The organism is Litoribrevibacter albus, from assembly GCF_030159995.1.
Taxonomy (GTDB): Bacteria; Pseudomonadota; Gammaproteobacteria; order Pseudomonadales; family Litoribrevibacteraceae; genus Litoribrevibacter; species Litoribrevibacter albus.
Genome location: NZ_BSNM01000016.1, coordinates 713,655 through 728,855, shown reverse-complemented (window position 1 = coordinate 728,855; position 15,201 = coordinate 713,655). Strand labels below are relative to the sequence as shown.

General features: G+C 47.4%; 12 protein-coding genes. 5 read left to right on the top strand and 7 right to left on the bottom strand.

Annotated elements, in window-relative coordinates; translation table 11 throughout:
- Nucleotides 1-155 precede the first annotated feature (155 nt).
- On the top strand, nucleotides 156-1,739 hold the full coding sequence (locus QQL66_RS17925; RefSeq protein WP_284383302.1) for an inorganic phosphate transporter: 1,584 nt from the start codon (nucleotides 156-158) through the stop codon (nucleotides 1,737-1,739).
- Nucleotides 1,740-1,861: 122 nt separating this feature from the next.
- Here the strand turns inward: QQL66_RS17925 and QQL66_RS17920 are convergent, their stop codons facing one another.
- Nucleotides 1,862-2,983 (bottom strand): helix-turn-helix transcriptional regulator, encoded by a 1,122-nt coding sequence (locus tag QQL66_RS17920; protein WP_284383300.1) that lies wholly within the window; start codon nucleotides 2,981-2,983, stop codon nucleotides 1,862-1,864.
- Between the two features lie 170 nt (nucleotides 2,984-3,153).
- On the opposite strand from QQL66_RS17920, the gene QQL66_RS17915 reads away from it, so the two are divergent.
- Nucleotides 3,154-4,836, top strand: a complete 1,683-nt coding sequence (locus QQL66_RS17915) for an Ig-like domain-containing domain (protein WP_284383299.1) — start codon at nucleotides 3,154-3,156, stop codon at nucleotides 4,834-4,836.
- A 106-nt stretch (nucleotides 4,837-4,942) separates the two neighbouring features.
- On the opposite strand, the gene QQL66_RS17910 is transcribed toward QQL66_RS17915, so the two are convergent.
- The 6 genes from QQL66_RS17910 to QQL66_RS17885 form a co-directional block, all read right to left on the bottom strand.
- Nucleotides 4,943-6,220 carry a heme biosynthesis HemY N-terminal domain-containing protein gene (locus tag QQL66_RS17910; RefSeq protein ID WP_284383298.1) on the bottom strand — a complete coding sequence of 426 codons (1,278 nt, stop codon included), beginning with the start codon at nucleotides 6,218-6,220 and terminating at the stop codon, nucleotides 4,943-4,945.
- Between the two features lies 1 nt (nucleotide 6,221).
- Nucleotides 6,222-7,541, bottom strand: coding sequence for a uroporphyrinogen-III C-methyltransferase (locus QQL66_RS17905; RefSeq protein WP_284383297.1), 1,320 nt, complete (start codon nucleotides 7,539-7,541; stop codon nucleotides 6,222-6,224).
- Between the two features lie 137 nt (nucleotides 7,542-7,678).
- Complete coding sequence (locus QQL66_RS17900) at nucleotides 7,679-8,446, bottom strand: uroporphyrinogen-III synthase (RefSeq protein ID WP_284383296.1); 768 nt, start codon at nucleotides 8,444-8,446, stop codon at nucleotides 7,679-7,681.
- Nucleotides 8,447-8,475: 29 nt separating this feature from the next.
- Nucleotides 8,476-9,414: a hydroxymethylbilane synthase gene (gene hemC / locus QQL66_RS17895; protein WP_284383294.1), complete on the bottom strand. Its 939-nt coding sequence runs from the start codon at nucleotides 9,412-9,414 to the stop codon at nucleotides 8,476-8,478.
- Between the two features lie 81 nt (nucleotides 9,415-9,495).
- Nucleotides 9,496-10,239, bottom strand: a complete 744-nt coding sequence (locus QQL66_RS17890) for a LytR/AlgR family response regulator transcription factor (RefSeq protein WP_284383292.1) — start codon at nucleotides 10,237-10,239, stop codon at nucleotides 9,496-9,498.
- A gap of 55 nt (nucleotides 10,240-10,294) precedes the next feature.
- Nucleotides 10,295-11,305: a sensor histidine kinase gene (locus QQL66_RS17885; protein WP_284383291.1), complete on the bottom strand. Its 1,011-nt coding sequence runs from the start codon at nucleotides 11,303-11,305 to the stop codon at nucleotides 10,295-10,297.
- A 208-nt stretch (nucleotides 11,306-11,513) separates the two neighbouring features.
- Here QQL66_RS17885 and QQL66_RS17880 point away from each other — a divergent pair, with 208 nt between their 5' ends.
- The 3 genes from QQL66_RS17880 to argH all read left to right on the top strand — a co-directional run bounded on the left by QQL66_RS17880 (nucleotide 11,514) and on the right by argH (nucleotide 15,179).
- A complete protein-coding gene (locus QQL66_RS17880; protein ID WP_284383290.1) occupies nucleotides 11,514-12,389 on the top strand; it encodes a substrate-binding periplasmic protein in 876 nt (291 codons plus the stop codon).
- 246 nt (nucleotides 12,390-12,635) lie between these two features.
- Complete coding sequence (locus tag QQL66_RS17875; protein ID WP_284383289.1) at nucleotides 12,636-13,586, top strand: M15 family metallopeptidase; 951 nt, start codon at nucleotides 12,636-12,638, stop codon at nucleotides 13,584-13,586.
- A gap of 180 nt (nucleotides 13,587-13,766) precedes the next feature.
- A complete protein-coding gene (argH, locus tag QQL66_RS17870) occupies nucleotides 13,767-15,179 on the top strand; it encodes an argininosuccinate lyase (RefSeq protein ID WP_284383287.1) in 1,413 nt (470 codons plus the stop codon).
- Nucleotides 15,180-15,201: the final 22 nt, after the last annotated feature.

Here is a 15,201-nt window from a genome sequence, read left to right as displayed (position 1 = left end):
TCCCCAAAAAGATGCATCGTTTCCTTTTTGGGGTATTCTTCTGGTTGTTCGTCTTTTTTCTGATCAATTTCTTGTGACATTTTAATTTCATTTATTTTACACTGCGCGCCAGATGAGCAGATTGCTCCAACATTTGACCCACTGAGAGTTCTTTTATGGAATTTAGAAACCTAAACCAACTCGAAAAGGCCACAAACTCCTATCAGACTGAGTTAGTTCGTCTTGGTCTAGCCCTTCTCTTCATTGCCGGCATCTTTCTATTCTCCGCCGTTCATGTGAAAGGCATAGAAAATGGCTACCTATTAATCTTTGCTGCCATGATTGGTGGCTATATGGCGATTAACATTGGAGCCAATGACGTTGCCAATAACGTTGGTCCGGCCGTGGGCTCGAAAGCACTCACACTGACAGGCGCATTAATCATTGCCGCCTTGTTTGAAGCGGGCGGTGCACTGATTGCCGGTGGTGATGTTGTTGGAACCATCAAAAAAGGGATCATTGATCCATCAGCCATTTCAGACCCTGAAGTCTTTATCTGGTTGATGATGGCCGCACTTTTAGCGGGTGCGCTCTGGCTTAACCTAGCGACCTATCTAGGCGCGCCAGTATCTACCACGCACTCCATTGTTGGTGGTGTTCTGGGTGCAGGTATTGCCGCTGGCGGCTTCGAGATTGCCAACTGGTCTAAAATGGGCGCTATTGCAGCCAGCTGGGTGATTTCACCAGTACTGGGCGGTGTTATTGCAGCGTTGTTCTTATACATCATCAAGCGCACTGTCGTGACCCGTCATGACATGCTTACCGCCGCGAAGCGTGTGGTTCCAATTCTGATCATGTTGATGGTTTGGGCATTCTCAACCTACCTCATCATGAAAGGTCTGAAGAAGATCTGGAAACCTGGCATCGAAGTAGCAGCTCTGACTGGTCTAGCCATTGCCGTAGCTACCTGGTTCATTTCCCAGCCTTTAATCAGCCGAAAAGCAAACAGCATCGAGACGAATAATGTCTTGGAAGAAAAAGACGGTGTGAACAGTCTGTTCACCGTTCCACTAATCATTGCGGCCGCACTACTCAGCTTTGCTCACGGTGCAAACGACGTAGCTAACGCCATTGGGCCTTTAGCGGCGATTAATGAAGCCGTACTTAGTAACGGCGTTGTAACCAAAGCCAGCATCCCGTTATGGGTAATGATGGTAGGAGCCATCGGTATTGCCATTGGTTTGATCCTGTTTGGCCCGAAACTGATTCGTACCGTCGGTACTGAGATCACCGAACTGGATAAGACTCGTGCCTTCTGTATTGCAATGGCCGCTGCTATTACCGTAATTGTGGCGTCTCAACTGGGCTTGCCAGTGAGTTCAACCCACATTGCAGTAGGTGGTGTATTCGGTGTGGGCTTCCTTCGTGAATACATGAAGACCAGCTACGCCAGCCAATTGCACACGATTGTTGACCATCATGAAGGTGCAGAAAAAGCGCGTATTGAAGAATTCCTGGCCGATTTCAAAAATGCCTCGGTCGAGGAAATGGCGCACATGATTCGTAAGCTTAAAAAGCGCAAAACCGATGTATTCTTAAGCAAATCAGAAAGAAAGCGTCTGAAGCGTGTGTATAAAGAAGAACTGGTTAAGCGTTCTGCTCTGATGAAAATCGTTGCAGCCTGGTTAATTACTGTTCCAGCTTCTGGTGCACTTGCTGCAGTTCTATTCTTTACCATTCGCGGTGTCGCAATGAACTAAGTCGCTCGCGACACAGCAAAAAAAGGCCACCGCTCATGGTGGCTTTTTTTATGCTCACAGATTTAACTTGTACAGTTACAGGTTCGACGCCAAATCGTAATTTCAGCCGTTACACTGAATACCTAACCCGGCAGGCTGGCCAATAAGTTGATCAGGGAAACCTGGCTGGTTGTTCCTGTTTTCTGAAATATATTATTCACTTGTTCCCGTACCGTACTGACCGATTTGTCTTCCACCATTGCAATGCTTTTAATGCCATAACCATCCGACAACAAGTGACACACCTGCGCTTCCGTCGGAGTTAAACCAAACAGCTCTTTGAGCCGGTTAGGTGGCATCGGTCTGATCAGGTTAGAAGAAAAGGCAAAGACTAATGCCCCAAGAAAAACATCCCCGGTAAGCTCGTCATACTCTCTTAACTCCTGAAAACCCAGTGTGATATGTTCATTAACCAGGATTTTTTCCGCCTGCTCAACTCGCATCTCAAATCCGGTGGCTCGCTTTATGGCCTGCACGATACCAGTAGTCAGTTGTTTATCTTTGTCAGGTTGCCTGAGACGCAAATTCTTATGTTCAATGTAGAGATCACTGCTGTTGTCGACGATCTCCTTCATAGAATCATTCATCGCCCAAACTTCACCATATTCCGTTAATACCACCACCGGAATACGGAAGTTGTTCACCAAAGAACGTGCACGCAGTTGATCCTGAGATCGCTGATTCAATAGAAAAGAAGACTGGACCGCCTTTTCTACAAAGGGAAGCAACGCATTTAGCCGTTGGATCTCTTCCTCCTTATAGGGGCCCTGAACTTTCCGTCGGTTATTAAACAGAATACAAGACCAATCACCCTCACTGAACACACAGGCAGCGGCACTGTCTCCAATCCCTTGCGGGTCAGCCCATTCCAACTGTGAAGCACATTGGTATGCGGCCAGGGATTCTGGCAAAAGGTTGGTAGCAAGAAACTGGTTGGAAGGGTTTGAGATCACGGTATTCATAAGTACGTCTGTATAGACGTACTTTTCTATATAACTCTCGGCATACTCAGGAGATGTTTGCGTTCCGCCATCCACATGAAATCGAACAGCCAAAGTACGGGGATTTATCACCATTAGCGTACTGGAGCGAAGACCAAAGTGTTCCACTAAGGCTTCCATAAATCGCTGCCATCCATCTGCCGTCTGATTCACCTCCAATAAGTAGCCCAAAAGAAAGGCATCACCAGGATGGATTTGTTTCATTCTTATACCCATTCGTTATAACCAAAACGCTGTCTACCCTCTAATTGAAGGGTATTGACCGGTCAGGAAGACCCCTAAACTTGCCCTCCTAATTATAGCCTGCAGGCAACAACGCTAAAACATCTCGCTGTGTCAGCAGATGGTGTTCAACTTTAATTTAGGAGTCATGTATGCCCTTCATCCAATACTCTGGCGATACAAACCGTTGGCGTTTTCGTACCTGTCTGATTGCCTTGGCAACCACAGGTCTAACCGCTTGCGGTGGTGGCAGCAGTTCAGGATCAGATATTCAAAGCGATCAAAGCACACCCGAAGTCAGCCTTGTTTCCCCGGCCAACAACGCCACAGACGTCGACACCTCGACGATACCTAGCGCTACGTTTAATGAAGACATGTTAGGTACATCCATCGATACCTCGACCATTACCCTTGAAAGCAGTGGTACGCCCGTTGATATCTCGGTGATATTTGATGGAGCAACCAATCAAGTGAGTCTGCAGCCCACAATCGGTTTGGGGCCGCTACAGACTTACACGGCGACCATCAAACAGCCAGTGGCAGACTTATCAGGCAACACTCTCGCAAATGAATACAGTTGGAGCTTCACCACCGAAGATGGCAGCTGGCAAGCCCCGACAAGTCTTTCAGGTGAAGCAGAGGCTATCTACATCCCCATGATCTCAGCAAACTCTCGAGGTCAAAAGCTCGCCATCTGGTTAGCAAGAAATGACGGTGAGGGTGACCTATGGGCATCAATGTACGACGTAAATACGGGGTGGTCTCAACCAGAACAAGTGGATGATTCAGCAGGCAACTCCGGCTCGGCCAACATAGTGCTCACTGACGATGGTGATGCTTTGGCCGTTTGGTACCAAACCGATGGAAGCTATTACACAATTTGGACTAATCACTACGATGCTGACACAGGCTGGCAGGGACCACAAGCCATCCCGACAACCTATGAAGATCATGCATCTTCGCCGGAACTTGTCATGGATACTCAAGGCAATGCCATTGCCACATGGCGTCAACGCTATGAAAACAGACAACGGATAGCTGCGGCTCGCTATGATTCCGAAAACGGTTGGGGGGCAGTCACTATTATTGATAACAATATGTCAGAACATGGCTATGAGCCTAAAATCGATATGGATCAGGAAGGAAATGCCATTGTAGTTTGGCATGGCTTTGATGGCACCCGAAACAACATTTACAGCAATCGCTATGTTGTAGATAACGGCTGGATTGACCCAATCATTATCAATGCGCCCGGCAGCAATGCTTACGCTCCACAAGTATCGGTTAACACTGCAGGTGAAGCCATGGCTGTTTGGTACCAAGATGACCTCGATGGTTTATCAAGAGACATGATCTGGGCTGCCCGCTACACCCCCGAGAACGCTTGGCTTCCGGCCGAGACCATTAGTGAGAACGAGAATAACAGCAGCGTAGACTACCCCATCATCTCGGTAGACAATCAAGGTAACGCGCTCGTGATTTGGACTCAATACCGAGATAGTGAGGGAGACGTCTGGAGCCGATACTATCAAGCAAACAACGGCTGGCAGACACCAACTCAGTTAGAAAACATTACAGGCAACGCCTATGGGTCATCCCTCTCGATGGATAACAATGGCAACGCAATGGCTATGTGGATCTACGATAATGAAGACGTCACAGAGATCATGGCAAGTCGTTTTACCAGAGAGCACGGTTGGCAAGAAGCTATCAATATTGACAGCGATGAGCTGGGATCTTCGAAACAACCCATCATCAAACTGGACACTCAAGGCGTAGGAACGGCTATTTGGGCTCAGAGCGACGCCAAGATCTGGAGTGCTCAATTTAAGTAAGCCCAGAGAGTCAGCAACCCGGGTGATCCAATATCTGTTTCACTTGCGGCAGAGACTCCAGATAAAAGAAACCCCGGTCTGATGTCCGGGGTTTTCTGTTTTCATTCTATAGTTCAGGATCAAACTCAAATTCACCCACACCACTTCTGGGCTTTGGCATGGGCAGATCAGGTAAACCATCGGTCATCATTGCCACGGCTTGACGGAAGTATTGGTTGGATTTCTCGTACTCACCCAAGTGACCCAGTAAACGGCACATCTCACCATAGATTTCGGCATTCTGATCCAGTCTCAGGCTGATCTCAAAGTACTCACGGGCTTTACCCCATAATTGATTCGCCAAACACAACCGACCTAGGGTCAACATCAACACCGCACTGTGTGGACGTTCCTGTAACCAACGTTCGGCTTCCAACAACTGACGGGCTACATCATCGCCTTTGATCTGGCCATAGAGATAAACTAATTTATCCACCCATTCATCGTGTAAGAAATGACGAATCACGCGTTCCGCCTGACCTTCCTGACCTACTTGTCGAAGGAAATTCACGTAATGGATCACGGTTCGAGCGTCAGACTGCATCGACATCGGTAGCGAACGCCAAAAACGCTGTAGCTCGTTATAGGCTTTCTCTTTATCAGAGGATTTAGACAGCGCTTGCATCTTATCGGTCAGGAAGGACTTGGTAATGCGTCGTTCCAGAGTATTAATTTCACTGTCTGTCAGCGCTTTACGCTTCTTCAACTCAGGCAACAGGTTCTTGAGATGCACCCAATCTTTGAGTTTCAGGTAAGCGGTACTTTGAAGCTTCAACAGGAATCGATGGTTTGGCGCTAGTTCTCTTGCCCGAACCAACGTCGCCAACGCTTGCTCATACATCCCTCGATCCAACTGGATCTGAGCCTGAGTCAGGTAAATGGCCAATTCATGTTTCGGACATTCGTTCAATGCCGTTGCCAATAAGCTGTCGCATTCCTCAGACTTACCCTGTTCCTGAGCGGCACGCGCCATCGCCAGATAATGAATGATACGATGCTTCGAATCTTTCAAACTGCCTTTCAGTAATTTCTCAGACTTGCCCCAATTTCCCTGGGTATATTCGACCAAACCCTCCATCGCAGTGAATAACGCCCGCTTACGAATGCGTTCATTATTCCAAAAGCGAATGGTCTTCGGGGCCAGCACCAAAATATTGAAGACCCGGATCACGCAATAAAAAATGCTGAGCCCCACTAGGCCCATCAACGCAGCAAACCAGAAGCTGGTTTCCAGGGTATAGCCCCAGAAGCTGATCAGCACATACCCCTTGTCTTCCCCCGCCAGATACGCAAACCCACCACCGATTAGAAGAAAAACAACCGCGAATAAGACTATGCCTCGCATTTTAGTTGTTACCCTCCGACGCTGATGACGAATCCACACTGCCCTGAATCAGTGAGCGCATCATCGCTTCGCGAATTGCTCGCTGGGACTCTTCTAAATACGCTTTCAATGCCTGATGTGAGCCGCCGATATCGATCTCCGCCATCGACACACGCATCGCTTGTAACTCTGAAAGTTTACTCACGAATTTCTGACTATCACCTCGTCCCAGATACAAGGTCTCAGCTAACTCTTTCGCTTGAGCTAATGCAGCGTCATACACGGTCTGATCTTCTGCCATTACAGCCTGTTGTGCATGCAGCAAACGTAAAGACAACATTGCATTAAACTGGCCTTTCGCTTCCTGGGACAGCCAGCTAGCACTTGGTTTCACTTCATTCGACGTTAATCGAATCATCCCTCTCAATTTTTGAGTCACCCAATCAGCGAAGTCCATTTGATCAGCGGATACTTCTTTAGCTGATACGAAGTTGTATTCCGGCTTATCAGGCTGCAGTGAAGGAACCTGAGCCAGTAAGCTATCCAGTTGAATATAAAGACCGGCTCGATCAACCCGATTCGACTGATTCAAGGTAAGTAAGTCTTTACCTACTTGTTTTCTGACCGGAATCAAACGAGGGTCATCCAATAATTTCAGATATTCATCAGCAGCCAATAACGTTGACCTAGCGCCTTCCAAATCACCATCGAGCTGTAATCTCTGAGACGCCAGACGGAGCAAATACTCGAGTCGGGCAATTTCCCAATCTTGTCGACGAACGCCGGTGAGACTTAACAGCTGAACGGATAAGTACTTCAATTGCTTTTGCTGTTCCTCATCGGAACCGGTCAACTGAGTGAGCGAATCAACAGCAGCGGTATGCCCTGCTAACAGTTGATCCAACTGCTGCTCACGCTCACTACTGCGCTGAGCCCAACGGGCCTGAGTTTCCTGAACTTGTGCCAGTTCATCCTGCATCGCTTGAAACTGCATCCAGCACCAATAGCCACCAGCCGAACCGATGATCAACAGCACCAACAAGATGCCTAACAGCCAACCACCGCCAGAGGAAGCCGTCTGAGCAGATACGGAACCAGATGAGGAATTAGATGACGAGGCAGACCGAGATGAAGAATGGTTCGCAGTAACGTTGGCAGCAACAGGCGCTGTCTTGGGCGTTGAATCAGAAGTGGTGTTTTGTGCTTGCTTGTCCGGCTCAGAACTTGAAGCCGTTTCAGATTCAGAAGCGTCCTGAGAAGATGCCTCAGTAACCTCTTCCGATGGTGTCGTTTTTACTTCTTCAGCCGGATTCGGCTTATCCTGTTTATCTGAATCTTGCATCCAAGCGCCTCTCTCTCAGTCAACGCGTTACATATTGGCGGGCTCGCCTGAAATTTAATCTAAATGCGTTAATTGTCAAAGTATAACCCTGACCTTGATAAATAAGCGACTCTTGTGGGTAAGAAAGCAAGGGTTGGTCAAAGAAGCTCTTGAATTCGGGCCAAGATCGCCTGATTGGATGCACCATTACAAACGAGTACTTTCTCCTTCCTCACCTGATGAGAGTGCAGTAAATCAGCAACACGATCGCTGGGAACCAGCCAATACGCATCACTCGACACCACCGAACCACGATCAAGATGCCCTTCAAGCATCGCCAATAGATTTAAAAAACTGTCGCCGCTGGCGATCTGGACGAACTGAGGTTGCTGCCGGAATACCTGCACTAACTGTTCAGCAAATTCCATCGCAGGCTGACGTTGATACAAAACCAATTCCGTGACACTTGCGCCACGCTCGGAAAGCGTCTGATGAATAACGTCTCGCCCCCCTTCACCTTTTACCAACAAGACTTTCGCTCCAGACACTTGCTGGAAGACAGGCAATTGCATGAGGGCTTCACTGTCGGTTCCGTCAGGTACATGAATCTGGTCGGAAGACAACTCACCCAGCTCAGACGCCAGCATATTAGCCGTCGCCTGACCGATAGCAACCCACTCTATACCGACCGGTAACTGGGGCCAATACTGATCCAGATGAGCTGCGAGTAATTCTGCTGCATTCGCACTGATGACAATCACACTGTCATACAAATCGAGATTCATCAGCCGGGAGCGAGCGGCACCGGAAAGCTCAACCGGCGCGATAGACATGACCGGCACCGCCTCAGTCGATATCGCCTTTGCGTTAAGAGCAGCAGCTAACTGAGACGCATGCGGTTCAGCACGGGTAATAAGAAATTTCATCGAAAGACCGCTTAACAGGCCAGCCGGGACTAGTCGTTCTCAGCGTTGTAGACGTCATCCAGAATGGCTTGAGCGCCCTGTCCCAGAAGAACTTCCGCGACTTCAATACCCAACGCTTCAGGATCAGAAGCACTGCCACGCACTTCATGGCGTAAAACCGTTTTACCATCCGGCGATCCCACCAATCCACGCAACCAAATCTGGTCTTCCTGTAACTCGGCATAACAGGCAATAGGAACCTGACAGCCCCCTTCCAAACGACGGTTCATAGCACGCTCGGCATAAACACGTGTCGCAGTGTTTTTATCATGAAGCGGCGCTAACAAGGCCATCGTTTCTTCATCATCGGTACGACATTCGATGCCTACCGCACCCTGTCCACCCGCTGGCAAACTGACATCGGTGCTAATGCGTTGAGCAATACGATCTTCCATTTCAAGACGAACCAGTCCGGCCGTCGCCAGAATAATCGCATCGTATTGGCCATCGTCCAACTTGGACAATCGAGTCTGAACATTGCCTCGTAGCCATTTGATCTCAAGATCAGGGCGGCTTTGCATCAACTGACATTGACGGCGCAGACTGGATGTTCCGACCACCGCTCCGGTCGGTAACTCATCTAACGACTTATAGGTGTTTGAGACAAAGGCATCACGCGGATCTTCGCGTTCACAGATGACTGCCAATCCCAGTCCTTCAGGAAATTCCATAGGCACGTCTTTCATGGAGTGCACAGCAATATCCGCTTCGCCGTCCAACATGCATCGTTCCAATTCCTTTACAAACAACCCCTTACCGCCCACTTTTGCCAAAGGCGCGTCCAGAATTTTATCGCCACGAGTCGACATAGCGACTAATTCAACAGTCAGACCAGGGTGCGCTTGAATCAGGCGTTCCTTAACATATTCTGCTTGCCATAGGGCTAATGGACTTTTACGTGTTGCTATACGAAGGGTCTTGGTAGTCATAGTAATCTCAAACCAATGTTCAGGAGAGACTCTATGCTACCAGAGAGGATGATCGAGTAAAAACCGAAATACTGATAGACATCAAAGAGATTGCATCAATTTTCTTAACCCGGACACATGGCGACGGCTGACATCCAGACTTTCTTCCAGGCCGCGGATTTTAACTTTATGCTGACCCTGACCAGAACGCTCCATTGCCTCCAGATGATTTACAGAGACAAGACAGTTTCGGTGTATGCGATAGAAACGATCTTCCAACTCCTGTTCAAGATCTTTTAATGTTTCATCGATCAACACTTCACCATGTTCATGATGCACCGTGACATATTTCTGATCGGCTCTGAAAAAATAGATGTCTTCGATCGGAATCAATTCCAGTCCCCGGTGAGTTCGGGCACTGATATGAGAGCGGGCTGGGTCGGATTCTTGATCTTTAGAACGTTTGCCAAGGGCTGACAATTGCGCCTTGTTTAAGCGGGTGGCTCTTGCCAAGGCATGCGCCAGCGCATCTTTATTAACCGGCTTCATCAAATAGCCGAGCGCCTGAACATCAAAGGCTTCGACTGCATACTCGTCATAGGCGGTGCAAAAAATAACGGCAGGAGGATGTTTCTGTTCGACCAGTTTAGCCGCCGCCTGAAGTCCATCCATTTCAGGCATACGAATATCCATCAAAACCACTTCCGGGCGGATCGAGTCTACTTGCTCTACAGCGTCTATACCATTCTCAGCAGTGGCAACTACTTGGTAATCCGATAATTCATCGACCATTCGCTTAAGTCGTTCACGAGCTAACGGCTCATCATCAACAATTAGAACTCGCATACATTAATCCGTAATACCAAACTCGTTATTTTCGAAGGGATAAAATGATTGTCTATTAACCCAAAGCATAGATGATTGTCGACACATAACAATCTTCTAAATAGCGTCCTTCTACTGTAGCACTCACTCCGTATATTGCTTTTAGTCTAGCGCGAATATTGTTGAGTGCCATATTCTGACCTTTGTGAGAGGATGGCGTGGTGTTTGGAATGGAATTCGACACCACAATAATCACTCTCGACGCCGTTTCATCAAAGTTCGCTTTTACCCGAATCCAGCCAGGCTTGGAGGACGTTTGAATCCCATGATAGATGGCGTTTTCCAGAATCGGTTGCAACGTCAGTAAAGGAATCATGGTCGTCCCGGACAGCCCACTGATATCCCATTCAACAGTCAGACGATCCCCCAAGCGTAACCCTTCCATCGATAAATATTTCTTACACAGATCAATTTCTTCCGCAAACGTGGCCTCTGAACGCCGCTCACCCAAAGTGGCCCGAAACAGGCTCGACAGATCCTCAACGGCATGCTCGGCTTTTTCCGGATCGATCATGATCAAGCTGGCGATGGTATTCATACTATTGAATAAAAAATGAGGACGAATACGAGATTGAAGCGCTTCAACCCGGGCTTCCAACTCGGCTTGCGCTCGTTGCGCCAACTCCGTTCTGACATACAGATAACGAATTAACAACGCCCCAATCAACACTGCCACTAAGCCGTTCTTTAGTACGTGCTTCCAATCAATAGCATCTTCCTGAAGCCAACCCAGTAACGCCGTCATGATCACCACGACAGCAACAATCAAGGCATAACTGATCGCGCCAGCAATAACATCCGGCAACTTCATTAACCATCGACGCACGAAACACAACAATGCAGCACACGCCAGAATAACCCACTGCAAGAACAGCGATAACCAGCCAAAGAGTTCGAGAGTGATTTCATCCCAGGGCTTTAGCAACAGCACGACAAACGCAATGATCTCCGCCACGATCACCAAGATGCCAAGCGTGGAGCTCTTGCATAAATCAGGTAAGAAATAAGTACGACTCTCGTTTTCCATGTAAACAAATTCCTAAGATACCCACGACTAAAAGATAATAATTATCAATTACCTACAACTTTTGCCCCATTTTAGTACCCAATTCCCAGGCAATCTCACTCGAAATAATAGTAAAAATAATTAGACTTAAGACCATAACCTTAGTAATTCCTGTGCGCCTACAGCACTCTTGCGGCCTTAACGTAAGAGTCAGACAAAAAGGAAAGTCATGCACACGTCATATCAACGAAACTGGCAACGGAAGCTTTCCCAGCCTCTCTTATTGTTTTTTCGAACAAGCATCAAGAGTACGCTTTTCTCGCTTATCTTGGGAGCATTGTTGGTTATTAATGCGCACGCTTCCACAGATCACCTCACTCAAAATGCTCCAGTTGCGGTGTGTGATGATGAAAATTTATGGCCACCTTATGCATTCATCCAAGACCACACCCTGACCGGAGCCATGATAGAAACCACAAAAGCAATCTTTAATCTGGCGAACATTCCTTATCAAATTCACCTCACCCCATGGAAACGATGTTTATATCAAGTAGAGCATTTTCAGGGCGACCCGACCTTTGAGGTCTTTATTAATGGGACTTACAGTGAAGAGCGCGCTTCAAAATTCCTAGTGTCTCAAACGGTTTACAGCACAGGAAACGCCTACTTCTATTCCAAAGACATGTTTGATGCTGCGCCGCACATAAAAACATTATCCGATCTCAATGATTTCTCTGTTTGCGGAGTACACGGCTACAACTACGACATGTATAAAATTAAAGCGCGGCAACTGTCTGTTGTTGCCAACGACTTACATTCGGCGTTTCGATTACTGAAAAGTGGCCGATGCGAAGTCATTCTTAACGCCTATTCTGTGCCCTATGGTTCGTTATTTACGGATAACCCAATGATCGATGACAGCATTGAGGCAAAAATATTTGAGGAATTACCCGCTCAAAGTTTTCATGTGTTTGTGTCTAAAAAAACACCCAGAGCCGGTTTTCTTATCAATCAGATCAATCAAGCCATTACCACCATGAAGAACAATGGCCAGATAGATGCGATCTTTCGAAAATATTTACCGGATTGTGGCGCCGACTGTTAATAACCGTTTTCCAGGTCATTAAAGTGTCAATTTATTGCTTAAATAAAAAATAAATTAACGTCAAATAATAATCATCCGATATACATATGTAACTGGTCACAATCTTTTTTTGTATTGGTACGAAAAACCAGTTAAATTTAGTACTGTCGTCTATATTGTCAGTTTAAGGGTTGATTCTAAGAAGCAAACGCATGGATGCTTCAAATGGAATTTAAAAATACTTAGCTAGCTGGTCAGAGTTGTATAGTGGGTTTAGATAAAAAAATTCAACTTTCGCGAAGAAAATTTCTTGAATACGCGACGTCTGCGTCGGCCGTGGCCTTCGGCAGCGCCTATACAATTCTAAAACATGGTAATTCACAACTACCTGACAACAGCACGACATCTGACATTGTTGCCATTCCCGAGCAACCAGAAATCATCACCCCGCCTCAACAACCTATCATCGCAGACGCCTCACAAGCCATTGAACTGGCTGAACGTCAACGCATGCTCGAAAAAGTCCAGCGTTTCGATGAAGATCTGGAAGGTGATATCTGGCTAACCGAGCAGGAATGGAAAGTTCTCAAAAGCGCGTACGCAAAAATTGAACGCGTAAAAAGCCATATTGGCTATGGGCATTTCAACATCGTCTCATTTGATGACATGCTCAAATTCGCAAAGTCCGTTCCTTCTATTGGTGAATTCAGCAAAACGGAACTGGCACTACTGGAAGGTTTCTTCTACCGCGACGCCAAAGAACTCGGATTTATGGGAACCAAAGTCGTTGGTAACCTGACGAACCAGATCAAGCAGTCCCAAGTCACTAAGGTTCCGGGCTCGGGGCATTATTTATTTAAAGGCGACTCCGTTCATTTATTAGAAACCCTGCAAAAGAAAGTCGGCCATGAGTTAATTCTAACTTCCGGCGTTCGGAGTGTGGTTAAACAATATCAACTGTATTTCCGCAAAGTCATTGATCGCAACGGCAACCTTTCCCGCGCGTCTCGATCTCTGGCTCCCCCAGGCTATTCATTCCATGCCTCGGGTGATTTCGATGTAGGACAACGCGGTTACGGCAAGCTAAACTTCACTAAAGAGTTTGAAAACTCACATGTATACAAAGAGTTATCAGACTTAGGAATGATCCGCATCCGTTATACGGCCGATAACATGCTGGGTGTTCGTTATGAACCTTGGCATATTCAGATGGTATAACCACCAAGCCCGTTTTTTCGAACTCCTTAGTTGATTTTATCAATCCGGTTGCTGATTTCACTCATCCTTTTCCCGACTTCGTTTTATCTCCGTCATTAACACTTTATGCTTTTCGCACAGCCGATAATGCCGTGATATAATCGCCCGCAATTTTGGGCCTATAAGACGAGAACCGAAGCCATGTCTGATTCTTCAAACAATCAAAAAACAACAAATACCCAATGGGGTGGCCGCTTTTCTGAGGGTGTAGATGCCTTTGTTGAGAAGTTTACGGCGTCCATCGAATTCGACCAGCGTATGTACCGCCAAGACATTGCAGGTTCTATCGCCCATGCCACCATGCTTGAAAAAGTAGGCATTCTTACCTCGGATGAGCTCTCTCAAATCGTCGAGGGCCTGAACGAAGTTCAGCAAGACATTGAAAACGGTACGTTGGAGTGGTCTATTCCTCTGGAAGACGTACACATGAACATCGAAGCACGCCTGACCGATAAAATCGGCATCACAGGTAAAAAGCTTCATACCGGCCGCTCCCGAAATGATCAGGTAGCGACGGACATTCGCCTGTACGTTCGGGATGAGATTGATTTCATTTGTCAGGAAATCACGCGTCTTCAAGAAGGCTTGATCATGTTGGCAGAGCGAGAAGCCACCACCATCATGCCTGGCTTTACACACCTTCAGACCGCTCAACCGGTTACTTTCGGTCATCATATGATGGCGTGGAACGAAATGCTGGAAAGAGACTTTGAACGTTTCCAGGACTGCCGTAAGCGTGTGAACCGTTCACCGTTAGGCGCAGCGGCATTAGCAGGTACAACCTACCCAATCGACCGTCACATGACAGCGAATCTCCTTGGCTTCGAAGCACCGACAGAAAACTCGTTGGACTCTGTGAGTGACCGTGACTTTGCCATTGAATTCTGTTCCGCAGCGTCCTTGCTAATGACACACCTATCACGCGCTTCTGAAGAATTAATTCTTTGGACTTCCGCACAGTTCAACTTCATCGACCTACCGGATCGCTTCTGCACAGGCTCATCAATCATGCCACAGAAGAAGAACCCGGATGTACCAGAACTGGTACGGGGAAAAACAGGTCGAGTTAATGGTCACTTGGTGAGCTTGCTGACGTTGATGAAAGCTCAACCATTGGCGTACAACAAAGACAATCAGGAAGACAAAGAACCACTGTTTGATGTGATCGATACCGTAAAAGGCTGCTTACGTGCTTATGCTGATATGGTGCCAGCGATTCAGGTGAAAGAAGATGTGATGCGCGAAGCTGCACGCAGAGGATTCTCCACCGCAACCGATCTAGCCGACTACCTGGTACGTAAAGGTATGCCATTCCGCGATGCCCACGAAGTGGTTGGTAAATCAGTAGGTTACGGCATCGAACAAGACAAAGATCTCAGCGATATGACGCTGGAAGAGCTGCAACAGTTCTCCGACACCATCACCGAAGATGTTTTCGATGTTCTGACCCTGGAAGGTTCTGTCAACGCACGTAACCACATAGGCGGTACCGCACCTGCACAAGTGTTGGCTGCGGCTGGCCGAGCAAAGCAAAAACTACAGACTCGAAAGTAATCTGATCCAGAATGATGAGGAA